Raw genomic sequence first — 24,799 nt, 5'->3', positions numbered from 1 at the left:
CGTGGGGTGGGTGTAAGGCATGAGTGGCGAGGCACAGTGGTTCCAAATATCAAAAGCAGAGGACAGGCATATTCCCTCGAGTGCACAGCTACCGGATAGCTTTGAAAACCTATACGATCAGCACGGGCTGCTTCCGTTTCCACCAGGTAATGACCCTGCCTCCTGCAAACTACTGGTGAAAAACAGTAACATCATTCCGCAGTGCATCGAGGCGTACAAGCGAAACATTGCTGGATATGGTATTGCTTTGGAGTACCTCCCTGGTGAGAGTGATCAGACCGCGCAGGAGGAGTGGAACAAGGCTGATAAGTTCTTGGAGACCTGTAACCTGGAGGATACGCCGGATGAGATTATCGGCTCCTTGATTGAGGACATCGAGAGCAGCGGGAATGCAAATGTGGAGGTCGCCTGGCCTGCCGGCAGTGAGTTCCCGACACTCTACCGAATCAATCCGAAATTCGTTCGTTGTACCCGGGAGACGGATAAGGTGACGATCAAGCGTAAGCGGCTGATCCGGTCATCGAAGAAGGTAGAGGAATTCTCCCAAGATATCTATGCCCGGAAGTATGCCATGAAGAGAGGGCAGTCCGTGGTGTGGTTTCGGCCGTTTGGAACCGAGGGTCAAGGCAATCAGATCATCCCGCTGAAGCTAGGTAACGATGGACCATATGGGGAGCCGCGCTGGTTCGGTAATGCCCCAGGCGTAGTCGGCAGCCGGGAGGCGGAGGAGCTGAACGTTTCCTATTTCTCCAATGGCCGCATGCTTTCCATGCTGCTGACTGTGACCAATGGCCGACTGACTAAGCAATCGATGGAGCTGTTGCGAAATGTAAAGGGGTCGCAATCCCAGGGCGGCATACTCTACTTGGAAGCGATCGGGGAGGAGACTGGCGGACCGTTGGATGAAAAGGTTGAGAAGGTGTCTATTAAGCTGGACAAGCTGAATGATTTGCTCCAGCAGGATGCCTTGTTCCTGGAATACGGGAAGGACAAGAAAGCCGATATTCTCTCCGCGTTCCGGCTGCCGCCGATCTTGGTAGGCCAGAGCTCCGATTACAACCGCGCTACGGCGCAGGCCGCACTGCGGTTTGCAGAGGAGCAGGTCTTTGAACCGTACCGCAAGTGGATCATGGACGAAATCTTTAATAAGCGTTTATTCCCGGCCATGGGCATCTTCCGCGTACGGGCAACTTTGCGTGGACCGCGTATTATTGATCCGGAAGACCGCAAGGCGCTGCTGGACTTTATCGCAGACCGAGGCATTATGTTGATCAGAGATTTAATCCCGATCGCTGAAGAGGTACTTGATACAACGGTCGATGAGTCAAAATACACTGATGAATATTTGGATACACCGATTGCTCAACTGATTAATAGTCAGCCTGCATTAACTGTGCCAGAACCTAACTCGGATGTAGACAATCTGCAAGAGCAGGTATCCACCATTGCCAAGCGTCTGCTGCGTCAGAGTCATGATGAGGTAGTCGGCCATGTGTAAGGATTGCTGGGAGCTTATCGCCAAAGCGGACGATACAGAGTTTCTGGATAGCTTAGAGCTGAACCATGCGGAGCGGGCGGTGCTAGAGGAGCTGTACAAGCATGGTGAAAACCGGATAGTTGAAATCCTTGAGCTGCAAGGGAAGGCGTTGCATGATGCGATTCTGGAACTCAGTGAGGAGTTGCTGATTGATATTGGTGAGCTTGGGAAGGTTCTGCTGTCTGTTCAAAGCGGGGATCTCTTTACGGTACAGTTCGAGCAGGCGGTATATGATTCCTTCACTCCGCTGTATCACTTAGCCGGTGAATCTGAGCTGATGGTGCTGAACACCGACAAGACCTGGTCCACGAAGAATAAGGCAGCATCCCGGTTCGCAAAGAATCTGCAGAAGCTTGTTCCAGATATGAACGGGACCAGTAAGGATGTCATGACCCGAGCATTTCAGAAAGCTATTAAGGAGGGAAAGACTCCTTCTGAACGGGCGCTGCTCGTACGTGAGATCAGCGCGGCGGCCGCCAAAGGTGATGTTGGTCCATTCAACATGGAGCGGGCTATTACCGTTTCGCGAACCATGAGCACGGCAGCGGCCAATGGCGGTAAGTTTGAAGGCTGGAAGCAATCCGAGGTGGTCACCGGCAAGAAATGGCGTTCTTCTAAAGGTGACAGGACCCGAAAGACACATAAGAAGGCTAACGGACAGATTCAACAATTGGATAAACCGTTTACTGTTGGAAAAAGCAAATTGATGTTTCCGGGAGATCCTTCTGGACGTGCCGAGGAGATTATCCGCTGCAGGTGTACGATGCAGTCTATTATGCAATAAGAAAAGTAGTTTCATAAAGAGACCTTCTTTGGTAGATTTAGTTTATTGAATGAAGGAGGATTTTTATGGATAAAGAATTGGTTAGCAAGATACAGAATTCAGGACAAGCCTTTCAAATCAGAATTAGAGACAGAATAATTGATTTAGGTAAGAAAAAAATGAATTTTAGTGGGTATATTCGACAAATAGTATTTCCATGTTACTTCTATTATTTTGATGGGAATGAACTGGTGGTTGAAAATTATTTATCGGTGATTCACGAACAATTAATTGGTATGAGAAAATATAATGTTCTCTTTCCTAATGGGAAGGTATTGAAGCTTTCAAGAAGAGAGATAAGCCATATTTACGGTCCTGTGAGAACTTACAATGATGAAACTATTTCAATTGCTAAAATACACAATTTCACAGGAACGGGAATTGGAAATTTAAAAAGAGAATTTAATACCGATGAAGAACACGTTCTAATTTCTGAAGCACAGATGAAAGTAAATGCTTTATTTAACGTTCCTTTCAGAGAAAGACATCGCTATACAGCTGTAATAAGAGATATTTGTAGAAAGCGTCAATTGAATGGTGGACTGTATTATAAGTGGTATGAAGAAGATGGTCCTTATGAGTTGTGTAAAGACATTATAGATGTGCATGAATTTATAACTAATTCTACAAAAAGTCGCGAATAGCGGCTTTTTGTATTGAAAGGAGGTGAGAACAGAATATGAGCTATAAACTGAAAGATGCTAAAATCACGCACATCTCCCTGGTTGACAAGGGCGCCAACGGCGTGCCGTTTGCCATTATCAAAGACGCTGGGAAGAACGCCATCCAGAAGCAAGTCCAGATCGCCAAAATCGACGATGATAAGCGGATTGTCAAAGGCGTGGTGTATCAGCCGGATGTGGCAGATGCACATGACGATCAAATGGATGAAATAGAGATTGAGAAGGCAGCCCATCTCTTCATGGAGAAGCAGCATACTTACAACATCGACAAGCAGCACGATCTCGAGGCCGACAAGGGCTTTGTCATTGAGTCGTACATTGCTCCTTGCGACATGACGCTTGGTGAGCAGCAGATCATCAAGGGCTCCTGGGTGGCAGCTGTGAAAGTAACGGACGACGACACTTGGGAGGCTATCAAGAAAGAAGAGATAACCGGATTTTCAATGTGGGGTGTAGGTAAGCGGGAAGAGATTGAGGAGGAAGAGGAGGTATCCAAGGGAATTTTAAGTCGAATAGCCAAAGCGCTGGGCCTGATCGAGAAGGGCGCGGTCGCTGATAAATACCATAAGAACCGGAAGAACCGAGAATTTTGGGCTGCACAAGATGCCCTTAACTCGGTTCTTTTTAATTGGGACAGTTATAACAGCGGGATGGAAACCGATGCGGAGACCATTCGGGAGGCACTACAGGACTTTGTGGACATCGCCGAGGACGTGTTGACCAAGGAGGATATCGTGAAAGCTATCGGCGCGCCGCCTGAAACCATTGCAAAAGCTGGCAAGAAGATTTCTGCCGGCAACCTGAAACATGTCGATGATGCTATTGCAGCTCTGACCGAACTGAAAAATAAAACGGCTCCTGAAGAGGAAGAGCCTGAGGAGGAAGACGATTTGAAAGCTGAAGATATTGCAAAGGCTGTAACGGCCGCACTGGCCCCGATCGCAAAGCAGGTGGAAGGCCTGACGTCCGAGATTGCGGAGCTTAAGAAAGAAGAAGGTGTCGAAGGTGACCAACCTGCAGGCAGTGCTGCTTCGACTACGACCGCAGAAGAGAATGCAGTTACAGAAGCCATAGCAAAAGCTCTGGCACCACTAAGTGAGCAGATGCAGACGCTGGCAGCAGATGTGCAACTGGTAAAGAACAGCCGTGGTGCTTCCGCGCAAGGTGATGAAGAAGAAATCAGCAAATCAGAAGGCGCCGTTAGTTTCGGACGCTTCCTGTAATTCGAAGGAGGAATGCAAATCATGAGAACAAACGGTAACATCGCTAGTACGAGCATTCGTAAATCAACCATCGTTACACCAATGGACCAAAATGCCTTGAACTATGAGGAAGTTGAAGCTTTCACGGATATGGCGTATGAAGCTAATGGCTTCCTTAAAGGTATTCGTCATGAGAACCGGAAGAGTTCAAAAGGGACAATTGATAAGGTAGGTGTACGGGGCCGGAACATGCGTAGTAAAAAAGAGGATATTATGGCTTCCAACACACCAGGGCTGACCTTTCCACAAATTCCATATTCAGTGGAACCAGTAATTGTTCCTTTTGATATTACCGAAGAATTCATCCGTCAGACTCAGCGGGTACGTGGCCAAAACGCAGAGGACATCATCATGCGGGCTATGGCAAACAACTACGGTGAGAATATGCAGGACATCGGCTTTAATGGTGATACTGCAACCCCGAACACCGACCCTGACTATGACTTTTTGAAAATCAATGACGGTTGGTTGAAACTGGCCAGAACAACTGGTCATTATTTAGATTGGAAAACACTTTCGGCTAAAGAGAAAACAGGGATTTTGTTTGAGGTTGAGCGTGCGATACCAACCCGGTACCGAGCTGGTGGGGTGTTTAAATATTTCATGCATCCAAATACCTTCAGTGAGCGACTTCAGATGCTGGCTGAGAAGGACACCAGCGCATCTATTCAGTTGCAGATCTTGGGGGGCACGAAGAAAGTCAACGCTTACGATGTTGAAGAGGTCTGGAGTATGCCGGAAGGAGCCATTCTCTTTACTTATCAGCCGAACTTTGCAATGGTCCACACCTACGATATGCAGATTCGTAAGACGACTGAGGGCAAAGAGGCGATTTGGACGGATAAACGCTTCTATGCAATTCATTCCGACTTCGACGCTATCTTCGAAGAGCCGCAAGCTCTGGCCTACGTGGAAGGGGTGGAATTTTAATGCCTTACGTAACTTACCGAGGTAATAACGCTTCTCTGCGGTTGCATAGTATTCGATTTGAGCCGGCTAAGCCAGTGCTAGTGGAAAACGAGACTGTGCTGGAGCACTTACGGGATGATCCTGATTTTGAGGTCAATGAGGAGAAGATCATCCCACTGGAAGATCTGACAGTTCCCCAACTGAAGGACAAGGCGAAGAAAGCCGGTATTGAAGGTTTTGCGGATATGAAGAAGCCCGAGCTTATCAATGAACTAAAGGCACTAGAAGGCGGCGGTGTGCCTGATGCTAACAACGACACTCCTTAAGGGCCGTAGCCGTGTCAGCGCCGTGAAGGAGGCTACTGACGATCAGCTTGAGCAGTACATTGATGACGCACAGACCCGGATCGAGCTGTATTTGCCTGTTTCTTTTCCGGAGGTGGCAGATAAGCAGCTCATGCTGGCCTGGGTCAAGCTGGCGGAGTCGCTGGCTCTACAGGATAGCGAAGAATACCTGGCTTCCGTTGCCCGCGGTTATTCAGCGGAAAGTGACGGCGCTTGGACATATACCCGGCAGGCAGTTGAAGGGAAGACCACAGGCAATGCTGATGTGGACTCTATCCTCTTCCTGTGGGTCAAGAAGCAGCAGTCCGGGCCGAATGATGGGAACATCACGGCCTATTTGCTATGAATCACCGCATGAATACCCCGTTGGCAGTGTACCGGGTCGGCCGCCAGCAGGATGCGGACAATCTATTCAGCGATCGGAAGGCGGGTAAGGTCGCAGATCTGAACTGTTTCGTTGTTAAGACCCAGACCGATGTCAAGGCAGAATCCATTCCTGTCATATACATTGTCAAAAAGACAATAGGTGTGCCGAAGAATGCAGACGTCCGAATCAGTGACGAAGTGTTACTGTTCGGACGCAGGTATCTGGTAATTGACTCTAACCCACGCCGTTACTGGCGTGAGTTATTGGTGACTTGCGAGGTGAAAGGCAGTGAACATGCATGATTTTGATGGTTTAGCGAAGAAATTCAAGAAGCTGAGCGACGAAGGGGTTAGTCAGATCCTTAAGAACATTGTTGAGGCTGTGGGCGAAACACTTTTGAACCTGGTCATCGATGAGATTGATAAACAGGATCTGATTGACACTGGATTGATGTGGAACTCCTTTACTCGTGGAGAGGATAACAACATTTGGGAATGGGATGTAGACCGTAACTCTATTTCTATCGAAGTGGGTTCTAACCTTCCTTACGCACGCCATCTCAATGATGGTTACACCATCCACAAGGCTCACTTTGTCCCCGGCTATTGGGCAACGAATGGAACATTTGTCTACGATCCCAGGGCGAAGACCGGATTTATGGCTAAGCCACGATCGTTCATTGGTCGGCAATTCTTTGACATCGCTGTTCAGCAATTGGAGGGCGGGATGAATGCTTTGATAATGAGTCGGCTAGAGAAGGAATTAGGGAGGATGCTGTCATGATAGATGTAGGGTTGAAAGTCTGGGCAGAACTCGTACAGCGGGTATATCCGGAGCTACCAATTCTCCGGGATAGATCTCGCTGGTTAGCGGGGCAGTTTGATCGCCCTAGTGTATTTATCGAGACGGATCTGGTATCCGATAAAGTACACACGCCACGGGCAGACCGAATCATTGAGGATGTAGGGTTAGTCTTTCATTACGACATCGACCGAAGTGTGGTAGAGGAAGACGGAGAGCCCATTCCCCTAGACTTATCAACCTTCTTCCTTTACCTCCGCCAGCGGCGGTTCTGTGTGGTTTCGCAGCGCTTTGGAATCATGATGGTTATTGAGGCTCCACGCACGCGGCCGCAGAATGATCGGATGGAAGTTACCTTCAGGTATTCATACCTTTTACATGTGCCGAAGTTGCTTGTGAACGATGATGGAAGTCCAGTTGAAAAGATCAAAGACTTTTATATTGAGCAAAGCTGAACTTACTGTTCGATTCTTTTTTAAGCTAACGGGCAGGATAATGCTGGTAAACGCCGAATTCACCTATGTTATCAATGGTTAATAGGGGGCAGTCCATGGAAGGAAGCGAATTGTATGTTTATCACATTGTCACCAGAAGAAAAATGGACATTGGGCAGATAATTAGCTTTGACAAAAACCAAAAAAATACCTTGTATCACTTCTTTTTTGAGAAGGAATGTATAAATTCCAAAGGTGAAGACTTTATTCAAATATTGCACGGTCATTATACAAATGACGGCTTTAAGATGGATAAAGAGAATGCAGATGTAGCTATTAGATATATGGAGCAAACAATCAGAGCCACTAGAGAAGTAATAGTTGAAATGGTTAGATTGCAAGAATATCCTGAATATCCTTCTCGATTGTCTTGCTTATACGCTGCGAAGAGCTATGAAGAAGCTCTGAAATGGAAAGGGATTTTCGATTCTTATTATCGAAAAGTCTTGCAGATCGTTAAACTTCGGGTTATTGGGAATATCTTTGAAGGTGACGGTAATCTTTTACCAAAGGAAGATGGAATTCCTTTCTCCCGAAAAATCGAACAAGCAAGAGAATATTGGAAGGGTAATATAAATAACGAACTTCCTGAGCTGTTGATTAACGGAAAAATCGAAGTTGTAGAAATAATTGATGAATTCCCCACTTAATTTCAACAAAGGCGCCTGAAAAGCCATTGAACTCTAACGGGAAACGATAGTACGGAATGTGCCGCCTAGGGAGAGGGCGGTTATTTCTTGTGTTCATAAAAAAGGGAGGGGAACTTAAACATGAGCATAAAAAAACAGATTCGCCAGCCTACTAATGCTGTTCCGGATACCCTGAACAAGAGAACTAAGCAGGAATGGATTGAGAGCGCAGTGGTTTTGAAGCGGGAACGCTTTGAAATTGCAGGCGCTCTTTTTGATTGTGAAGAAGATACTCTGCTGTCTCAGCAGGAAGTTATTCAAAAAGTGCAGGCCTATTTTGGACTGACAAAAAAGGAGGAAACAGTGAATGTCGATACAACGGAATAGACCAGGCGCGTATGTGGAGTTGCAGGCGGTTGCGAAGTCTCGTGTCCTATCGGTATCTGGCCGCGTTTTGATACCGTATCAAGCGGAGTGGGGATTGCCAAATAAAGCAGTGGATATGGCGGATCAGTCCGAGCGCTTTAAGGAATCTGGTCTACTTGTAGATGAGTTGGAACTGGCTGCAGAGAATGGTGCAACGGTAGTGGGGTATAGGGTTACCAATGGGAATGAGGTAGCTGCTTCGGTTGCAGTAGCTAGTAGCTACACTATAGAAGCTCGTTATCCAGGTACTCGCGGAAATGATTTCGAGTACCTAATTCGGGCGAGTTTGGTGGATGCAACAAAGAAAGAAATTGTCATTCGGGATACGAAAGGTATCTATGATACTGAGAATTTCTTGGTCGCTGATAAAACTGAAGCTATCAGTGTTCTGAAAAAGTCCAATATGGTTCGATTCAAGGACACAGGTGCAACGGCGTTGGCTGATGTAGCCTATACAAAGTTGGCCGGCGGAGTTACCGGTACTGCAGCGATCACGGCAGCCAATTGGAGCAGCATCTTTAATCGCATTGATGGTCTAGTGTTTGATGTCGTTTATCTACCTTCCTCGGACACAGCGGTACAAGCTGCTGCTAAGCAATGGCTGCTAGATCGACGCACCAAGGCTCGTAAGCTGGCGCAGCTAGTGATTGCAGGCGCAACATCTACGGATGATGATATTGAAGCTCACAACACCCGCAGTCGCGCTGCTAATGCTCGTTTTATCATCAATTGCTCCTTGGCTGGCGAACATTCTAACGGAAAGACTTATACTTCTCTGCAGTGGGCAGCATGGGTAGCTGGTCTTGCAGCTGGAACACCAGCGAATAAATCATTTACGGGTGTTAAGGTGCCAATGACGGAGGCAAAGGTGGACTGGAGTCACAGCGAGGTACTTAAAGGCCTAGCCGAAGGTACCCTGATGGCTACCCGAGACGGCTACGATTATATTATTGAGTCAGCAGTGAACACATTGACCACGCTTGGGGCAGGGGAACGGGAGGACTTCGGTAAGATTCGAGTTTCCATGACGATTGACCAAATTTTGAATGACATCTACGCTGCTGGCAAAGCAAACAAGGCTAAGCTGGACAATGACAAGGATGGTCGAGGAATGTTTATCGCAGCAGTCGTGAGTTATCTGAAGACACGTGCTGAACAAAAGGCGATTGGCTCAGAATTTACATTTACCGAGCATCCAACGAAGATCAGTGACATGGATTATGCTTACTTCTCCCTGTCGGCAAAACCGTTGGACGCGATTGAAATCTTCAATATTGATTGGGAGGTGGCGTAATAGATGGAACGCGAACTTATTGGCCGTAATTTATCCGTGCAGGATGACAATGGCGACTCGATTCAGACCATTAAAGAAGTAGAGGTTATTCTGAAGCCAGAGACATTGGATATTATCCGTGCGCGGAAGATGTCTAAGACGAAACAGATTGTCGGGTATGAGATCACCGTAAAGCTGGTTATGTCAAAACTGGAGTCCTCTCTTCGTTACAGGCTCTTGGCTGATTTCAAGGCAGGTAAGACGATGTTCCTGGACCGGATCACCGGCTCTCTTGAGGACATGCAGACTGGTAATGTAGAACGGGTGATGATCAGCGGTGTGCATATTCATGACGAAATGGATTTGCTGGTTGCCAAGATTGACGACAACAATGGCATCGATATCACACTTTCCGGTACCGCGAATGATTTTGATTTCATTGAACAGTTTCCGGATTATATGGCATGAATTCTTACAAGCAGCCTGTAGTTATATTAGTACTTCGAATAGGAAGGAATTGTAATAAGGTTTGGAGAATACAATTTATACAAATTCGAAGAGAATAGAGGCAGGTTATGCTTAAAAGGTACCTCATGAAATATCCTTTATGGTTCAAAATTATCTGGAGTTGTGTGGTAGTAGCATTTATTATTGTATACTTAACCGGTGTTAATCTAGTAGTGTTATTTGGTGGAATGATAGTTTTATATATAGCTAACGCTTTACGAGCTTGGAAAGGTGAAAGAAATTTAGCGATTGTCTCTCTTATATTTGCCGTCATATTTTCTTATATTTTTTATAAATTCTTAATGCTTTAAGTATCTAAATACTCAATCAGACCGTCGTAACTTTGACGGTCTTTTTCTATTCGAAAATATCTTAATGGAGGTAGTATACATGAGCGATAAATTAGAAAAATATCTATCCAAGGGCAAAGCAGGTCGGAACGATGACACCGTCACGGTGCCAGCAGACGGAGAAAATTGGTCAGTACGCCGCCTTACTACTATTGAGGTGCGCAGAGCTTATGAGCTGGCCTATGAAGACAACGGAGATCCGAAAGAATCCTATAACGAGATTGATGTCATGATCGTTAAGGCAACTGAACACGATTTCGATTGGAACAACAAGGATTTGCTTCTGGCGTTCAACTGCATCAGTAAGTATGAGTTGCCACCGCGTATCCTAGACAATCCTGCTGATTATTCGGAGCTTAGCAAAGCTGTGCGTAATTTCCAAGAAACAAAGGATGAACTTATGAAAGAAGCAAAAAACTCATCAAGCAAGACGGAGAAGCAAGCTGGGTAGCATCCTTTTGGATTAACCAGAAGCGGCTGCCGGCTGAGATCCTGCCTTATGAGGTGGATAAGCAGCGGCAGTATTTTTTCTGTCTTGCCGCGGGGATGATTGCTGAGGAGGAAGCCAAACGCCTGGCTAACAAGAAATAGTCAGGAAGGGGGTGAACAATTATAGCAGCAACAACAAAAGTGACGGTCCCGTTCGAAGCACGGGATCTTATTTCAGGTGCTGTCCAGAATATGCGGAAGGTCATTCTTGGGGCGACTAATGATTTACTGGATTTTCGTCGAGCTTCTGGACAGATGGGGGAGAACCTTGTATCTGATCTTCGACGATCTCGGAGCGCAGCGGATGATTTAGGAAGTCGGATCGGTGATGCTGCAGACGAAACTCGGAGACTTGGACGAGCGAACATTGATGATATTTTCAGGCGAGCTCGCTCCGGTGCTGACGATTTGCGCAGATCAGCATCTCGTGCAGATTCGGAGATTCGCGGAATGAGTGATTCCCGGGTGCACTTAAGAGCACAAGATGAGGTTAGTCCAGTTCTTGATGGTATATCTTCCAAGATTACAACGATTGCGGCAACTGCAGGTGCTCTAGTGCTAGGTGGCGGAATCAAGGACGCATTATTCGGGAATGTCATGGATTACTATTCTGAAGCTTCCCGAAGCGCGGCCTTATTGCCTACAGCTGCACGTGATCAAGGTCTTCAGACTGTGAAAGATCTAAATGCTCAGGGCATTATTCCTTCACAGACGGAAGGGGCAAGACAATTAGCAGATCTAGCTCCGCTGGTTCGGGATAAATCACAAACTAGCGAGTTTCTGAGAGCATCTGCAATGATGAAATATCTCCTGCCAGATGCAGGGTTCGAAGAGATCAATCGCGCACTGGCACAGTCAGCTGACACGTTCGGTGAAACTTATGCTTCTGTAACTGACAGCATGATATATGCCTATGAAAAAGTCGGAGATCGACAGAAAGATCTGTTCGACACATTTTGGGAATACAGCGGTTATTTCAAAAACACCGGTGCAAACTCTGGTCAAATGGCCAACTTCTTGACACAGAGCGTGAAGGGGGGAGCCTTCAATTTCGATAAGCCTGCCGATTTTATCAAAGAGACATTCGGCGTGAAGGCTCTCGATGCGGGGGACATGGAGAAGTATTTCACTCTGCGCGGAGCTGGTAAGAACGACGCAGCAAAGCAAGCTGCCTCATTTACTGGTGACATTAACTCCGGTGAGGAGCAACGTGCAAAGGGAGCGCTAATGGCCCTAGTTGCTGATTTAGCCAGTCAGTCACAGAGTGAGTTGAAGGCTTCTCTAGTATCTCTTGGGTCGGCAACAGCTGAAGATAACGGAAATGCTGTACTTAAGACCTTTCAAGTACCTTTTCAACCTGCACCTTCTGGTATTGCAGGGACGACGGAAAGAATGGTCCAAACTCAACAGGCCGCGAATCCGATGCAGGATATTATTCAGACTCGTGCGCAGATCGATCAGCAAATGCAGGAGTTGGGAGCAAATTTATCAACAGCAGTTCTTCCAGCGCTTAAAGAGTTCAATACTCTGATCACGGAAAACAAGGAAAAAATTCAGGCCTTTGGTTCAGGAATTGTAAAAGTGGTAACAACCGCAACCGAATTGTATGGGAAGTTTTTTGACGAAATTAACGTCGGAGCTGGACTGTTGGTTGGAGGCTTTGCTGCGAGTAAAGTTTATAAGGGTTATCAAAAGAGTAAAAATGTAGCTTCTGACTTAGGTGGACTTTTCAGAAGAAGGTCATCTAGTGGTAATCAGTCACCTATAGAAGAATTAGGCACTCCTACCCGTCGTAGATTTACTCTCCGACGTGGCACCACTGCTGGATCAAATGGTGGCCTTGGCGGTGGTCTAAAATCGATTTCCTCTATGACTGTAAATGCCAGTGTGGTCTACCTTAATGAAGCTGGTGGTTTGGGTGGCTCTCTTGGTGGGCAAGGTAGTCGCTCGGGAGGTAGGTTATCCCGGCGCGGGCGCACCGGTGCTGCTGGTTCTAGCACCCGAACAACGACAGGAGGCAATGGTACAGGTGGCTCGATCAGAGCGCGTCGGGGTACTCGAACTACTAATATTCCTGATATCGATTCAATTCCAGACGTTGCTGCAAGAAGAGGACGAGTTACCTATCGTAATACCGCTCGGCTTCGGGGGACATCTGCTGTTCCGGAAATCATCTCGGATGTCTCGGATATACCTGCGAGAAGAGGGCTGTTAAAGGGACTCACTAAAGGTGGGACCAAGGCTGTAAAAGCATTAGGAATTGCAGGTACTGTAGCGGGTATCGGCATGACTGGCTATGACCTGTATCAAGCATCAAAAGATGATGGGCTTAAAGCCGGAGTATCGTCTACAGGTGGATCATTGGTTGGCGGTACAGCAGGGGGAATCCTAGGCGGTGTTGTTGGTTCGTTAGCTGGACCAATAGGCACTGCAGTAGGAGCAGCAGCAGGCGGATTGATTGGTGAAAAGCTCGGATCAATGGCTGATAATGCTGGATGGACGAAAAAGGCTGTAGATGGCATCTATTCGATCGGAGATTGGATTACAGGTAAAGGAAAGAAGAAGGAAGAGCCTGCAGTCACCGCTAAAGTAGTGCCTGAAGCTAAGGTCACCTTTGGTAACCTGACACCGGAACGAGAAAAACAATTACAGGAGACCTTCAACGCTTTCCGGGCCAATGTCGCCAAGGATGGATTAAAGACCGCGTTGACCAGTGCTGTTAACGAGAGCGGTGTAAAAGAAACGGTCGACAAGATTAAGAATACATTTGTTGGCGCGTGGAAAAGCACAGAATCGGGCAAGGCTCAGCATAATGTGCAGGCTGTTGGAGCAGCTGCACAGAAAACAGCTGGACAGACTCAGCGGTTGGGTGTAACAACGAAGACCAGCACAGCTGGAATTGTTCAGGGGGCTGGTGCAGCGGGAGCGAGTATGCTCGGAATAGGGACTGCTGTAAAGACGGCCACAGATGAAACGAAGCAGCAGCTGCTATCGATACAAACAGTTACGAGTCAGAGTGAAAGCTGGGGCAGTACCATTATTACGAGGATTTCCAAGGGGATGCAGAGTAAATTCCCTGAACTTAAGTCGACAGCAATCGGTGCTATGGGTATTCTGAACACCCTGACTGGAGCAGGTGCGGCGAAATCTTTTGTTACCTCGAGTCTTCCCAATTCCAGTGGTGGTGCCGCTTATGCAAACGGCGATATTATTACTCGACCTCATATCGGGTTGGTCGGTGAGGCGGGGCCGGAGGCCATTATTCCTCTCTCTGCAGGGCGCCGGCAACGCGGGGTGGAACTGTGGGAACGCGCGGGAGCAATGTTGGGTGTACGGGCTTATGCAAATGGAGGCATTGTTGGTGCACAACCTTTGCGAACTCAAGCTTATAAGGCTAAAGCCTACATCGATGATAATAACGACAGAATAGGTTATGGAGCCGGCTATGCTGAAGGCATCCATGGCTCACTTGAAATGGTGAAAAGGCAAGGTCTGAAGCGTTACAGCAAGGCGATGAGTAAAGCGAGCAGCCTCACTGATGCTTATAAGATACGCTCAACGGGTCATCAATTGCGTAGGCAGGCTGCCAAGATGAAGACCTTTGCCAGAAGTACGAAACTGCTTGGCAAAGTGGTTCGACCTGTTGGCTACGCCATGGACGCTTGGGATATTCTCTTTGCTGGCAAAGGAAACCGCGGGCGACAAACTGCTAAAGTAGCTGGTGGAATTGGAGGCGGGATCTTAGGTGGCGCGGCAACAGGTGCAATGCTTGGAACCTTCCTCATGCCTGGTGTCGGTACTGCTGTTGGTGGAGCTATTGGTGGTTTGCTGGGGACTATTGGCGGTGAGAAACTGGCCACAAAAATGTATGATGGTATTTCTGGATTCTTTGGCCGTCGAAAAAAGCGCAAGAAGAAGTATGCCGATGGTGGCTTGATCAGTGCTCCACATATGGGACTGGTCGGTGAAGCCGGTCCGGAGATGATCATCCCACTTTCTAGGCAGCGGAGTAAACGAGGAAGAGCATTGTGGGAACAGGCGGGTAACCTGCTTGGTGTTCGTCCCTACGCAGATGGTGGAGCGGTGGGAATGAGATCATTGTCCAGTATCCCGGTAGCGAAGACATTGGCGCAGGCACCTGCAGTGATCCGCGATATCGTAATTGAGAACATCAATATAGACTTTGGCGAACTGGCCAAGGGAATTACCAACTTTGCAGAATTTGCGAAGATGCTGACCAGTCCTCAGGGTAGAGGGTTGTTCCGTAAGGTTTTCGGCGAAGAGTTGTACAATGCTCTGGAGAGTGGGGGATAAATCATGCTGACCATGATACGCGATAAGAATCGCTTCACCTTTCCAATTACACCAGCAGAGATCCAAATCACTAGCAGCAATGAGATAGATTCCTTTGTAGTAATCACAGGTGAAGAGAAGACAAGTAAGAGACTCACTTCAAAGCTGAAGCGGGTCTCTTTTTCTGTGATCTTCCCACGAGCCTGGGAGGAACTTTGGGAAACCGGCAAAGAGACGGTGGCTTACCAGTCTCCAGAACAGGCTTGGAAGTTGATGGAGGAATGGAAGCTTAAGCCAGTTGTAATTAACTTCGAATCGCTGTTCTCCCAGACTATGTGGTTTGAGAGTTTTGAGGCTACGTACAAAGATGGCCAAGCGAATCTGCATGTCAGTTTTAATTTTGTAGAGTTTAACCCAGTTAAAATCGTGTCGTACTCCAACACCAAGCAACTCTTAAAGCCTGGTGTAATCATAACCAAATCATCCAAAAGCCGACCTAATACAACAGGGAAAACGGATAGTAAAAATAAAACTAAGAAGAGTGATAAGCAGAAGAAAGCCGAAGCAAAAACAGCTGCCGACAATAAAAAGGGAAACTTTGATTATTTGGCTCAAAAGGAACGAATTCTGGACAAGAACTCTAGTGTTAAATAAAGGGTGGGATTAAAATGGACAACTTTGCGATCCTTTACGGAAAGGAGAGTAATCGGCAGCTGTTGACGGATGCGGCAGTTGAATTATCCTGGTCTTCAGCACGAGATGAAATCGCACGTAGCGCAACTGTTCGACTTCGAAACGCTGCTGATCTGAAGGTAGCCGGCATGCTGATGTGCTTTTCATCACGGTTGAAAGGCATGGGAGTGCTTCATCACAAGAATCAGTTCTTCCATGGACCCATCATCAAGTATGAACAAAATGAGTTCACAGACGAATGGGAGGTTGAAGCTCGGGAGATGAGCTGGTATTTAGCGAAGAACAAAGGCACACGACCATACCTGAAGGGCGAGGCCGGTGCAGAGCTTCAGCGTTATATCAAGACTACCGGAATCGATTTTCGATGTCCTTCGTTAGGGTTTAACCTAGATGAACGCTATGGCACGATGTTCCATTCAGAAGTCATCTTGGATGTGCTGCAAAAGGCATATGAGCGTAGCGGCTACCGTTATCATGTAGATGTAGTCCGGTCGGATTCGAGTTTCTACCTACAGGTGGTTCGGGAAGGGACGAACACACTTGTTCCGGTCTTCATTCCAGAACAGATGGAAGCCAGTGCCGCCGGCTATAGCATTGAGGAGACTTATACAGTCGTCACCGCACAGAAGTATAAGGACGATAAGCTTGCTTCATCAGTAACTAAGACGGCAGCTGGTGCAGTTCAAGCCATGGGTCGAATGGAAGAAATCATCGAAGTGGAGGAAGATGAGGACCCGGCCACGATCGCTACGCAACGCCTGAAGGCATTGTCGCAGGCGAAGCAGATTAAAAAAATTACTGTAAAGCATGAGGACCATACACTGACAGGGCTTCGGGCTGGATGGATGGTGTTGATTAAAACGGACCATACCTCCAAGTGGATTGTAGAGTCTGCTGAGAGTAGTTTTAAGAATGGGTTGTACACTGTGAAGCTTGAACTGGAGAGGAGGGAATAACGTTGCTAAATGACGCATTAAATTTGTTGAAGGAAAAGACGAAAGGTCATATTGACGCCCGAGATACCGAACGAGCGACATTATTGAGTTGGCCAGGTAATCCGAAAATTAAGGTAGAAGGTGACCCGGAACCTTATCCTACAGATAAACTAATCTTTGCAGAATATCTGCAGGAACGCCGTATCGATGCAGTCTTTGAGGTTGAGCAACTTGAGGTATCAAAGTTAACCGGTGTCCTAACGATTCCCAGCCCCCTGAAGGTTGGAGATCAGCTTATTGTTTCTCGCATGACTGGCCAGCGGTATTATGTGCTCGGAAAGGATGTGGGCAGTAGTGGCGGATAGCTTGTTTCCTGAATTGGACATATCAGACATCGGAGAAGTCGAGCTTACAGAATCGGTTGTATCGGCCAACAAATGGACATATGTTATCGATTATCGTAACCGGTGTGCCGTTCTTACTGAAGATGGCCACCCGAAGAAGACAGGTTCTTATGCTGAGTACTTGGTTCAGACAGCGCTCAAAATCCTTAATACAGAACGCTTTCGTTATGTCTTGTATGGGGAAGAAGTCGGCGTGGAGAGATCGGAGTGGTCTACTTGGGAAGATATAGAGATCAAACGAGATATGGAGGAAGCTCTGACTGCTCATACCGAGATTGTGCGTGCTGAGGTGCGATCGATGATGCGAGAAGGACAAGAGATGCATCTTAGAATATTGATAACTGGCTTAGCGGGTCAAGTGGAACTGGAGGAGGCGATTAGTGTATGACCATTAAACTGAGTGATTTACCGTCACTCCCCTACATGCCTATCCTAGAAGAAGAGCCAGAGGAAATCTATCAACGTTGGGTGAACCGTGCCATAGCCCTGGCGCTTGAACGAGGGTTACCACCGCCGCCAACTGGAGAAGGGGAGTACTTTTATGATTTGTGGTACCCTCTTGCGTTGGAGCTTGCCGAACAGCAAATGCTATGGACGTATGGATTCCTTCAGGGCTTTCCCATCTGGGCAGATTCTGAGTATCTTGATGGTCACGGATGGGCTGCCGGCCTTACTCGCAAGGAAGGAGAAAGTGACGATACATTTCGCTTGCGTATGCTTGAACGTGCTGCTACCGAAATCGGGAGCGGACGTCGCAAAGACTATGAAACCTGGGCCACGGAGATGGCAGGTGTGGGTGGAGCTATTGCCCGTGAAAAAGAACGGCATGACAATTCCATTGATCTTTACTTGACCAACCTGGATGGACAGCCAATTACAGAGGAGTTCGCTGAGACGGTCAAAGCATGGATGTGGGAGGAGCGGCGAATCGCTGGGCATGATTTATTGGTACATCCGGCTCCGGTCTTTAATGTGCGTTTAGAGACACGATTGCTAACGTCTAGCGGTACAGATCTGACTGTACTGGCAGCAACCATTCAGCAACGTGTATTGGATTATGCAAGCGGACGGTCCAAACTAATATACAATTATGTGGCTGCCCTGCTACTGCTGCCTGGCGTGGATGATTATGAGAGTTTAACCCTCAATGGGGATGTAGAGGATATAGATCTCCCCTTGTCGTCTGTTTTAAGAGTGGAAGTGATCTTGTTATGATCCCGATGAGATATCGAGAAATGCTGCCACCTTATTGGTACGAGATTGATATGGCAGACCGGCATTTTTCGGTTTTTGAGAAAGAAATGGATGAACGCCTGCAGACGATAGATGATCTGAGCAATCAGTTTATCCTTAGGAGATCTACCTGGTCATTGTGGATTTGGGAGTGGATGTACTTCCGGAAGACTCAAGAGGGAAGTGACGATGAACGTAGAGAGGCGATACGCCGGAAGCGCTGGGGCGATCGTCCTTTTAAGCTTCCTCTGCTGCGGGAACTGGGGAATCAGCATGGCAAGTTGATAAGTGTTTCAGAGGATTTTTTAGCAAAAGAGATCCATTTTGAATATTCCTTAGTTCAACCGTTTAACATGGCAGGTCTGCAGGCTGATTTTGAGTACGTGCGTCCGGTTCATATTCGTCGAGCAGTATTTAGTTCAGCAGTTCCGACTCAAATCATTAATATAAAAGGTACTGGGTACTCGCATGGAGTAGACTTCCCGATTTGTGGGTTTGAAGTGCCGTTTGGGGGAGGGGAGTAATGGCAGACGTTATTAAGCAGTTGTTTCTGGAGAAGTTGATTTCGAATTTGAATGGTCACATCGTCAGCGCGCGGGTGAATATAGGAGGCGTTCAGACGACGTATCCTATTTACAACACAATTGTGTCTGGCATGTCTGTTCGAAAGTACATTTATATAACGGAGACGCAAGCCGTCGGCAAACAACTTTTAGGCGCTTCCTTGCTGGATGCTGAAGGCAACATACTGGCTGATCAACCTCTTCTCGTAACTAAAAACGATAAGGGGTTTTTGATTGCCTTTGAATTTGTTTTGAGATTGGAGGCGAATGCTGGTGGCGTATAACAAGCAGCAGTGGAAGGACGAGATTCCCGACTTGACCAAGCCGATAAGGGATTCCTCGGGAAAGCAAAAGACTGACCCACAAACCGGACGGCCTTTGTACGAACTGGTCCAAGAAGGTACACGTCTTACATCTCAGCGTTTGAATCACATAGAAGATGGTATTGAGAACGTCAATGAACTGGCAGATCAAAACGCTACGGATATTGATACACATAAAAAAGATATAGTTAAGCACATAACGGCTGCTGAAAGAGCGGAATGGAAAGCCAAGGAGACACCTGCAGGTGCTCAGACTAAAGCAGATGCTGCTCTATCAGCTGCCAAAACTTATGCAGATACCGCGCTGCTCGCAAAGGCAGATAAGTCATCTACTTACAGCAAAACGGAGACTGACCAGCGTATTCAAGCTGTAGTCGGTGCTGCACCGGACGCTCTCGATACACTTAAAGAAATTGGGGACGCACTGAATAATGATCCTAACTTTGCGGCCACAGTTACCAATCAACTCTCAGGCAAAGTGGATAAGGTCGCAGGAAAACAACTTTCAACAGAGGATTATTCATCTTCTGAGAAGGCGAAGTTGGCGGGGCTTACTCCTGGGGCTGGGGGGGCAGGATCGGCTACAGATGCTACGATAGGTAATCGTACTGCGGATCCTTCGATTGCTACTCCCTATAGCTTAACGGGTACTATCACGCAGTGGTTCTCTTGGCTTACTAAATATCTTAAAGCCATTACAGGTAAGGCGAACCCATTTGATACACCAGACATTACACTAGCTGCAACTAAGACGCATGTAGACAACACTACAGTCCACATCACAGCTGCAGAGCGTACTGCTTGGAATGCTGCTGAGACTAACGCTAAGAATGCTTTCATTCCCAAGACAGAGAAGGGCGTAGCCGGTGGCGTGGCTGCTTTAGACGCCACGAAGCTCATACTATCTGACGGTATTATATTAGCTAGTAGGGTTGTTGAAAGGGTATTTAACTTCTCGTTTGCCAACGGAGTCGCCAATCAAAAGATTGATGTTATTCTTCCAGTTAACGGGGGCGTTTATGAGATTGAGGTTATAGGGTCATTCAACACCATAAACACAGCTGGTAAATTAGTTAAAAGGTTTAATGGTACTTATTCTAACCCCGCATCGTACCCAACAGGATCGCAGTACACAGAAGTGACTGGAGTAGTGAAAAGCCATATATCTATTGGCGAACCTTTTTTTGACTCAGACTTGAAATGGCGAGTTCCTTTAGAATCGCGGACAACCGCACCAAATCCATTTACTGTAATCGTAAGGGTTTTGAGTGGGGGAGGAGCAGCCACTGCCCCAACGTTAAGTGCTGTTTACACAGGTACGGCTGAAACCACTCTTCCTGTAGCGGTTCAGGCTATACCAGACGACACAATAACTCAATCCGGTTATTTAATTCAGAAGCACAAACTCACGGAAAACGACGGTTCTGCAACTACTGTAATAACTGGTAGTGTAGACACTCTAGTAACATCAGGATGGTACACAGTACAGAGTACATCCGTGAATGGTCTTCCTTTAACGGGCACTACCGGAATGTTAGAGGTAGTAGGATATATGCAACGCTTCACAGAAACACCGTCTATGCGTTCGTGGAAGCGGCGGCTTAATGCAGGTACTTGGAACGCGTGGGTAGAGGACGAGAATTCAAACAGAAAGAACGTATCTAACGGGTATGCAGGATTAGACTCAGCAGGAGCAATTAACGTAGACAAAGTCATAGCCCCTAAAGTTAGAACGGGGAGCTTCTTTAGAAAGCATCTAGGATCGTTTACGACTACACAAAATGTTGCTAACGAGAAGATAGATATTATCTTTCCTGTCACACTATCTGGTTACATGGACGTGGTTATAACGGGTGCCTATGGATATCAACAGTCATTCGGAGAGCTACGTAAACGGCTAAGTGTCTACACTGCTTCACCTGATACTGGTGAATCCATAGGTACCATCTACAATCAAGAAACAAGATACGAAGAGACGATAGGACCTGTAAGTATATCCCACGCAATCTCTGACTTGTTTTATGATGCGGCTTCCAAAACCTATCGTATGCGTATATCCAAGCTACTAGTGATTAGTGGAAATACTATTCAAGTGTATATTGAGGGTCTAGCTTCTAACGCATCATATGCGGACAACTTTGATAAAGCATCATTAGGGACAGTTATCACATCAGACTCGTCGGCACCAGCACTTCCAGTTAGAACTTTTGTAAAGCCTACAACGTTTAAAGACATAGTTAACACAGAAACCTTGTCTACTAGGATGTATACAGGAACATCTTATAGGTACTCGAACTTAGCATCCTATGGTCTTGGTGGTGCTACAACAGGTACGATGAAGATCACCCTCCCTGTGGGTTGGACACAAGCAATGATGCGAATCAAGATTAGCGGATACGAGTACGTTACAGGCAAGGGCGCTTGGGAGCTACTTCTTGGGGGGTATAACTTCACCACGGGATGGGCGCAAACTACAGCGAATATCATAGGAAACCCGCCATTTAATTCAGTGCGATTCGCATATGATGGTTCAAAATGCTGTATCCTCCTAGGAGGAGTTGGCACTGCTTGGAACTTTCCTCAGATAGAGGTATCGGAAGTACTAGCGGGGCACACAGGAGCTTCAGGACTAGGCGGTGTATGGTCAGTAGCCCCGATTGCTGTGGAGACCGGGATTACCAATATCGTAAGTGTCCCAATGTCCTATGGTAATGCAAACACGCTAAACGGTTATGCTCCTTCTGTGGCGGCGGCACCTAATACTATAGCCCTTCGGAATGCTAAAGGTGAGCTGGAAGGAGTATCTAGCACATTAGTAAAAGTGGACGATACACCGATAACTAATTCCTCTTCCGGAATTATGGCGCTTAATTATAATGTCACCGGAACGGATCAGACACTCGCGGTGTCGGCTTACTTGTCCTTGATGAGTGCCTCAAACTTTTCAATGTACATTTCATACACCGACCCACGACTAGGTTTAAAAAACTACGAGATTTGTCCACTAAAACGGTTAGAGAGTGAAGCTTACGTATTCATTCCAGCTTTTATAAGAGCAAAGGCGGGCAGTGAAGTTAGGCTCATGGTGGTTCATAGTGATGATGCCTATCCAGCCTATATAACAGCATCTATCGGAAAGGAGTAAGGGGAAATGACACAGTTATGTTTGCCGGGGAACGCTTTAACACCGCACGTGCTTGAAGGTGCGAGATTCAGCGCGGGAGCGATTTATAACGGCGTAGGAACTATGAAAGACAGGGGCGGTCAGGAAGTATCAGTACCTAGCGTATACATGCAAGAGGGTTATCTATCAATAAGCCCAAGTGATATTCCAGCCGGAACATGGAACGCCATTGATAGCGGGACAGAATTTGTATATCGTGATGCGTTACATGTTTCTGCTAGGAACATCATGATGGGCATTGAAATGTTGGGGCTAGACGGTACCGCTACCTCAGACGCGAATGCAACAGCGGCAGATATCGTGTCCAGTAAAATAGCATACAGCAAAGGTCAAAAACTGGTTGGTACGATTCCAGATGTGCGCGGTAAGTCCGTAAACTTCAATGGGTACAATTATTCAGGTACAAGTATTTTGTTGGCACAACCAAGCAGTCTTGGCGTATACAATGAGTTAACAGATTTTACAGTAAGTGACCCTGATTTCGTGCCTGAGAATATCAAGTCAGGAGTTAGCATTTTCGGTAAAACGGGTACCGCTCAAATTTCCGATACAGTATCGGCTTCTGCATCAGGTGTTAAAGACACTGCTGTAGACTTCCCAGCGGCGATAAAAGCAAAACTAAATAACCTAGACCCGATCACTTCTAAAAAGGTAGCTTACGTCCTGACAATCTCGCCACAGACAGGACAGGATTACACGAACGTATATATGGGTTTCTATGGTCGCAACAGTGGTATTGCAGGAGCGTTCACAGATTCTAAATTGTTAATGAGTCCGACAACTGGATTTCTAGGTAATGTGGACTTGGTGAATATGAAGTTCACAGCTAACGCTCAAACCTTCTACTTCACACTATCGAGGGTATAAGGAAGAGTGAACTTTAAAAAATATACGGGTAGGCAACGACAAAAAAATATTCCAATCTATTACGCCCATAGTAGGCGTTTTTATTTTGCCCTCGTAGCAGTTACGGGGGCTATTTATACAAGGGGGGAAGGTAGTGGAGATTACAACGATCACAGCATTAGTAGCAGCAGTAAGCGGTGTTGTATTAGGGTGGGTAACCAGAACATCTGCATTTAAAAAGGATGTTGCACAAGAGGCTGGTAATGGCGCGTCACTACGTACTGACGTTGAGTACATCAAGCGAGGTGTGGATGATATGCGGTTAGAGCAGCGAGCACAAGGTCAGAGATTTGATTTACTTTCAGAGCGTGTGACGCGTATTGAAGAATCAGCCAAGCAATACCATAAGCGGCTTGATCGATTCGAAGAAAATAGAAGAGGTGATTTGTAATGGAATGGAATGCAGTTGCAAATTTTATTAAGCCGGAATTGCTGATGGTTGTCGCCGTGTGCTGGGTGATTGGGTATATCCTTAAACAAACGCCAAAGGTACCTGATTGGACAATCATTTACGCAGTTACTTTAGCCGCAATCATCCTAGTTGTACTGACTACTGGATTAAACGTAGACAGTGTTCTACAGGCGATTTTATGTAGTGCAGTTGCTGTGTATGGTAATCAACTGGTCAAGCAAGCAAAGAAAAGTGGTGATAAGTAATGTCTCTGACATTAGACCAAGTAAAGGCCAAGTCCGCTGCGCGGATCTCCGAGCTGCAGCCAGTCGTTAAAGCTGCTACCATAGCCCTGATTGAGCGCTGTTACGTCCGAGGAGTAAATATAGTCATTACTCAGGGGCTACGGACCATAGCTGAACAAAATGCGCTATATGCGCAGGGGCGGACAAAGCCAGGCAAAATCGTAACTAATGCCAAGGGAGGCACCAGTTACCATAACTATGGACTAGCTATAGATTTTGCGCTGTTACTACCGGACGGGAAACAGGTGTCTTGGGATTTTAATCGTGATGGTGATGGTGACAAGGTAGCTGATTGGACAGAGGTAGTTCAGGAGGCTAAAGCTCTTGGCTTCAAGTGGGGTGGTGATTTTGTCTCTATTAAGGACGCACCACACTTCCAAATGACGTTTGGGCTCACAATCTCGCAGTTACGGGCAGGTCAGAAGCCTGCTGAAACGCCTATGGCTATTGTAAAGGCAAAAATCGAAAGGTACATGAAGGAGTGTGAAGACGTGAAGGTAGATAAAGCGAACACAATAGTAAATGGAGAAAAACTGAAAGAAGATAGTGTGCTGATTGAGGGTAGAACCTACGTACCACTAGCGGCAATCGGTAAAGCGTTGGGTGCCATAGTGTCTTTTGATAACGAAACTAAAACAGCTACAATCATTACTAAGTAGTAAATTACAAAGCGTT

The 24,799-nt window shown here is 46.8% G+C and carries 28 protein-coding genes; all 28 read left to right on the top strand.

Annotated features, from left to right (window positions below; all coding sequences use genetic code 11):
• Positions 1-19 precede the first annotated feature (19 nt).
• The 28 genes from ACN6KS_RS22670 to ACN6KS_RS22535 all read left to right on the top strand — a co-directional run bounded on the left by ACN6KS_RS22670 (position 20) and on the right by ACN6KS_RS22535 (position 24,783).
• The gene (locus ACN6KS_RS22670) at positions 20-1,498 is read left to right on the top strand and encodes a phage portal protein (protein ID WP_440960555.1); all 1,479 of its coding nucleotides are present in this window, start codon (positions 20-22) and stop codon (positions 1,496-1,498) included.
• Positions 1,491-2,321 (top strand): phage minor head protein, encoded by an 831-nt coding sequence (locus ACN6KS_RS22665; RefSeq protein WP_440960554.1) that lies wholly within the window; start codon positions 1,491-1,493, stop codon positions 2,319-2,321. Before ACN6KS_RS22670 ends, ACN6KS_RS22665 begins: the two co-directional genes overlap by 8 nt.
• 65 nt (positions 2,322-2,386) lie before the next feature.
• Positions 2,387-3,004 carry a hypothetical protein gene (locus ACN6KS_RS22660; RefSeq protein ID WP_440960553.1) on the top strand — a complete coding sequence of 206 codons (618 nt, stop codon included), beginning with the start codon at positions 2,387-2,389 and terminating at the stop codon, positions 3,002-3,004.
• Positions 3,005-3,039: 35 nt separating this feature from the next.
• Positions 3,040-4,266, top strand: coding sequence for an XkdF-like putative serine protease domain-containing protein (locus ACN6KS_RS22655; RefSeq protein WP_440960552.1), 1,227 nt, complete (start codon positions 3,040-3,042; stop codon positions 4,264-4,266).
• A 21-nt stretch (positions 4,267-4,287) separates the two neighbouring features.
• Positions 4,288-5,235: a major capsid protein gene (locus tag ACN6KS_RS22650; protein ID WP_440960551.1), complete on the top strand. Its 948-nt coding sequence runs from the start codon at positions 4,288-4,290 to the stop codon at positions 5,233-5,235.
• The gene (locus ACN6KS_RS22645) at positions 5,235-5,540 is read left to right on the top strand and encodes a Rho termination factor N-terminal domain-containing protein (protein ID WP_440960550.1); all 306 of its coding nucleotides are present in this window, start codon (positions 5,235-5,237) and stop codon (positions 5,538-5,540) included. The genes ACN6KS_RS22650 and ACN6KS_RS22645 overlap by 1 nt, the downstream gene beginning before the upstream one ends.
• Positions 5,518-5,904, top strand: coding sequence for a hypothetical protein (locus tag ACN6KS_RS22640; protein WP_440960549.1), 387 nt, complete (start codon positions 5,518-5,520; stop codon positions 5,902-5,904). The genes ACN6KS_RS22645 and ACN6KS_RS22640 overlap by 23 nt, the downstream gene beginning before the upstream one ends.
• A gap of 8 nt (positions 5,905-5,912) precedes the next feature.
• Complete coding sequence (locus tag ACN6KS_RS22635; RefSeq protein ID WP_440960548.1) at positions 5,913-6,227, top strand: hypothetical protein; 315 nt, start codon at positions 5,913-5,915, stop codon at positions 6,225-6,227.
• Complete coding sequence (locus ACN6KS_RS22630; protein WP_440962434.1) at positions 6,220-6,708, top strand: HK97 gp10 family phage protein; 489 nt, start codon at positions 6,220-6,222, stop codon at positions 6,706-6,708. The genes ACN6KS_RS22635 and ACN6KS_RS22630 overlap by 8 nt, the downstream gene beginning before the upstream one ends.
• On the top strand, positions 6,705-7,181 hold the full coding sequence (locus ACN6KS_RS22625; RefSeq protein ID WP_440960547.1) for a hypothetical protein: 477 nt from the start codon (positions 6,705-6,707) through the stop codon (positions 7,179-7,181). Before ACN6KS_RS22630 ends, ACN6KS_RS22625 begins: the two co-directional genes overlap by 4 nt.
• A gap of 95 nt (positions 7,182-7,276) precedes the next feature.
• Entirely contained in the window at positions 7,277-7,870 is a 594-nt protein-coding gene (locus ACN6KS_RS22620) for a DUF2441 domain-containing protein (protein WP_440960546.1), read from the top strand.
• A gap of 120 nt (positions 7,871-7,990) precedes the next feature.
• A complete protein-coding gene (locus ACN6KS_RS22615; protein ID WP_440960545.1) occupies positions 7,991-8,236 on the top strand; it encodes a hypothetical protein in 246 nt (81 codons plus the stop codon).
• On the top strand, positions 8,217-9,569 hold the full coding sequence (locus ACN6KS_RS22610) for a phage tail sheath subtilisin-like domain-containing protein (protein WP_440960544.1): 1,353 nt from the start codon (positions 8,217-8,219) through the stop codon (positions 9,567-9,569). The genes ACN6KS_RS22615 and ACN6KS_RS22610 overlap by 20 nt, the downstream gene beginning before the upstream one ends.
• Before the next feature lie 3 nt (positions 9,570-9,572).
• Positions 9,573-10,016 carry a phage tail tube protein gene (locus ACN6KS_RS22605; RefSeq protein WP_060622117.1) on the top strand — a complete coding sequence of 148 codons (444 nt, stop codon included), beginning with the start codon at positions 9,573-9,575 and terminating at the stop codon, positions 10,014-10,016.
• A gap of 429 nt (positions 10,017-10,445) precedes the next feature.
• Positions 10,446-10,856, top strand: a complete 411-nt coding sequence (locus tag ACN6KS_RS22600) for a hypothetical protein (RefSeq protein ID WP_440960543.1) — start codon at positions 10,446-10,448, stop codon at positions 10,854-10,856.
• Between the two features lie 230 nt (positions 10,857-11,086).
• Positions 11,087-15,208, top strand: coding sequence for a hypothetical protein (locus tag ACN6KS_RS22595; RefSeq protein ID WP_440960542.1), 4,122 nt, complete (start codon positions 11,087-11,089; stop codon positions 15,206-15,208).
• Positions 15,209-15,211: 3 nt separating this feature from the next.
• Positions 15,212-15,841: a hypothetical protein gene (locus ACN6KS_RS22590; protein ID WP_440960541.1), complete on the top strand. Its 630-nt coding sequence runs from the start codon at positions 15,212-15,214 to the stop codon at positions 15,839-15,841.
• A gap of 14 nt (positions 15,842-15,855) precedes the next feature.
• Entirely contained in the window at positions 15,856-16,836 is a 981-nt protein-coding gene (locus tag ACN6KS_RS22585) for an XkdQ/YqbQ family protein (RefSeq protein ID WP_440960540.1), read from the top strand.
• A 2-nt stretch (positions 16,837-16,838) separates the two neighbouring features.
• Complete coding sequence (locus ACN6KS_RS22580) at positions 16,839-17,180, top strand: hypothetical protein (protein ID WP_440960539.1); 342 nt, start codon at positions 16,839-16,841, stop codon at positions 17,178-17,180.
• Complete coding sequence (locus tag ACN6KS_RS22575; RefSeq protein ID WP_440960538.1) at positions 17,170-17,607, top strand: DUF2634 domain-containing protein; 438 nt, start codon at positions 17,170-17,172, stop codon at positions 17,605-17,607. Before ACN6KS_RS22580 ends, ACN6KS_RS22575 begins: the two co-directional genes overlap by 11 nt.
• A complete protein-coding gene (locus tag ACN6KS_RS22570; RefSeq protein WP_440960537.1) occupies positions 17,604-18,434 on the top strand; it encodes a baseplate J/gp47 family protein in 831 nt (276 codons plus the stop codon). Before ACN6KS_RS22575 ends, ACN6KS_RS22570 begins: the two co-directional genes overlap by 4 nt.
• Positions 18,431-18,976, top strand: coding sequence for a hypothetical protein (locus tag ACN6KS_RS22565; RefSeq protein ID WP_440960536.1), 546 nt, complete (start codon positions 18,431-18,433; stop codon positions 18,974-18,976). Before ACN6KS_RS22570 ends, ACN6KS_RS22565 begins: the two co-directional genes overlap by 4 nt.
• Entirely contained in the window at positions 18,976-19,299 is a 324-nt protein-coding gene (locus ACN6KS_RS22560; RefSeq protein WP_440960535.1) for a hypothetical protein, read from the top strand. Before ACN6KS_RS22565 ends, ACN6KS_RS22560 begins: the two co-directional genes overlap by 1 nt.
• A complete protein-coding gene (locus ACN6KS_RS22555) occupies positions 19,289-22,483 on the top strand; it encodes a pyocin knob domain-containing protein (protein WP_440960534.1) in 3,195 nt (1,064 codons plus the stop codon). The genes ACN6KS_RS22560 and ACN6KS_RS22555 overlap by 11 nt, the downstream gene beginning before the upstream one ends.
• A gap of 6 nt (positions 22,484-22,489) precedes the next feature.
• Positions 22,490-23,389, top strand: coding sequence for a hypothetical protein (locus ACN6KS_RS22550; protein WP_440960533.1), 900 nt, complete (start codon positions 22,490-22,492; stop codon positions 23,387-23,389).
• Positions 23,390-23,522: 133 nt separating this feature from the next.
• Positions 23,523-23,819 (top strand): hypothetical protein, encoded by a 297-nt coding sequence (locus ACN6KS_RS22545; RefSeq protein WP_440960532.1) that lies wholly within the window; start codon positions 23,523-23,525, stop codon positions 23,817-23,819.
• A complete protein-coding gene (locus tag ACN6KS_RS22540) occupies positions 23,819-24,085 on the top strand; it encodes a phage holin family protein (RefSeq protein WP_440960531.1) in 267 nt (88 codons plus the stop codon). The genes ACN6KS_RS22545 and ACN6KS_RS22540 overlap by 1 nt, the downstream gene beginning before the upstream one ends.
• The gene (locus ACN6KS_RS22535; RefSeq protein ID WP_440960530.1) at positions 24,085-24,783 is read left to right on the top strand and encodes a M15 family metallopeptidase; all 699 of its coding nucleotides are present in this window, start codon (positions 24,085-24,087) and stop codon (positions 24,781-24,783) included. Before ACN6KS_RS22540 ends, ACN6KS_RS22535 begins: the two co-directional genes overlap by 1 nt.
• Positions 24,784-24,799 lie beyond the last annotated feature (16 nt).

The organism is Paenibacillus nitricinens (assembly GCF_052056485.1).
Classification (GTDB): domain Bacteria; phylum Bacillota; class Bacilli; order Paenibacillales; family Paenibacillaceae; genus Paenibacillus_AQ; species Paenibacillus_AQ nitricinens.
The sequence above is the reverse complement of the archived record's forward strand: the minus strand, read 5'-3'. Positions and strand labels throughout refer to the sequence as shown.

Excerpts from the sequence above, each read along its gene's own strand:
- ACN6KS_RS22665 (WP_440960554.1), top strand. The coding sequence starts at position 1,491 with ATGTGTAAGGATTGCTGGGAGCTTATCGCCAAAGCGGACGATACAGAG.
- ACN6KS_RS22565 (WP_440960536.1), top strand. The coding sequence starts at position 18,431 with ATGATCCCGATGAGATATCGAGAAATGCTGCCACCTTATTGGTACGAG.
- ACN6KS_RS22570 (WP_440960537.1), top strand. The coding sequence starts at position 17,604 with ATGACCATTAAACTGAGTGATTTACCGTCACTCCCCTACATGCCTATC.
- ACN6KS_RS22600 (WP_440960543.1), top strand. The coding sequence starts at position 10,446 with ATGAGCGATAAATTAGAAAAATATCTATCCAAGGGCAAAGCAGGTCGG.
- ACN6KS_RS22595 (WP_440960542.1), top strand. The coding sequence starts at position 11,087 with ATGCGGAAGGTCATTCTTGGGGCGACTAATGATTTACTGGATTTTCGT.
- ACN6KS_RS22650 (WP_440960551.1), top strand. The coding sequence starts at position 4,288 with ATGAGAACAAACGGTAACATCGCTAGTACGAGCATTCGTAAATCAACC.
- ACN6KS_RS22660 (WP_440960553.1), top strand. The coding sequence starts at position 2,387 with ATGGATAAAGAATTGGTTAGCAAGATACAGAATTCAGGACAAGCCTTT.
- ACN6KS_RS22605 (WP_060622117.1), top strand. The coding sequence starts at position 9,573 with ATGGAACGCGAACTTATTGGCCGTAATTTATCCGTGCAGGATGACAAT.
- ACN6KS_RS22610 (WP_440960544.1), top strand. The coding sequence starts at position 8,217 with ATGTCGATACAACGGAATAGACCAGGCGCGTATGTGGAGTTGCAGGCG.
- ACN6KS_RS22655 (WP_440960552.1), top strand. The coding sequence starts at position 3,040 with ATGAGCTATAAACTGAAAGATGCTAAAATCACGCACATCTCCCTGGTT.
- ACN6KS_RS22620 (WP_440960546.1), top strand. The coding sequence starts at position 7,277 with ATGGAAGGAAGCGAATTGTATGTTTATCACATTGTCACCAGAAGAAAA.
- ACN6KS_RS22645 (WP_440960550.1), top strand. The coding sequence starts at position 5,235 with ATGCCTTACGTAACTTACCGAGGTAATAACGCTTCTCTGCGGTTGCAT.
- ACN6KS_RS22540 (WP_440960531.1), top strand. The coding sequence starts at position 23,819 with ATGGAATGGAATGCAGTTGCAAATTTTATTAAGCCGGAATTGCTGATG.
- ACN6KS_RS22630 (WP_440962434.1), top strand. The coding sequence starts at position 6,220 with ATGCATGATTTTGATGGTTTAGCGAAGAAATTCAAGAAGCTGAGCGAC.
- ACN6KS_RS22585 (WP_440960540.1), top strand. The coding sequence starts at position 15,856 with ATGGACAACTTTGCGATCCTTTACGGAAAGGAGAGTAATCGGCAGCTG.
- ACN6KS_RS22550 (WP_440960533.1), top strand. The coding sequence starts at position 22,490 with ATGACACAGTTATGTTTGCCGGGGAACGCTTTAACACCGCACGTGCTT.
- ACN6KS_RS22590 (WP_440960541.1), top strand. The coding sequence starts at position 15,212 with ATGCTGACCATGATACGCGATAAGAATCGCTTCACCTTTCCAATTACA.
- ACN6KS_RS22640 (WP_440960549.1), top strand. The coding sequence starts at position 5,518 with ATGCTAACAACGACACTCCTTAAGGGCCGTAGCCGTGTCAGCGCCGTG.
- ACN6KS_RS22560 (WP_440960535.1), top strand. The coding sequence starts at position 18,976 with ATGGCAGACGTTATTAAGCAGTTGTTTCTGGAGAAGTTGATTTCGAAT.
- ACN6KS_RS22635 (WP_440960548.1), top strand. The coding sequence starts at position 5,913 with ATGAATACCCCGTTGGCAGTGTACCGGGTCGGCCGCCAGCAGGATGCG.
- ACN6KS_RS22625 (WP_440960547.1), top strand. The coding sequence starts at position 6,705 with ATGATAGATGTAGGGTTGAAAGTCTGGGCAGAACTCGTACAGCGGGTA.
- ACN6KS_RS22535 (WP_440960530.1), top strand. The coding sequence starts at position 24,085 with ATGTCTCTGACATTAGACCAAGTAAAGGCCAAGTCCGCTGCGCGGATC.
- ACN6KS_RS22670 (WP_440960555.1), top strand. The coding sequence starts at position 20 with ATGAGTGGCGAGGCACAGTGGTTCCAAATATCAAAAGCAGAGGACAGG.
- ACN6KS_RS22615 (WP_440960545.1), top strand. The coding sequence starts at position 7,991 with ATGAGCATAAAAAAACAGATTCGCCAGCCTACTAATGCTGTTCCGGAT.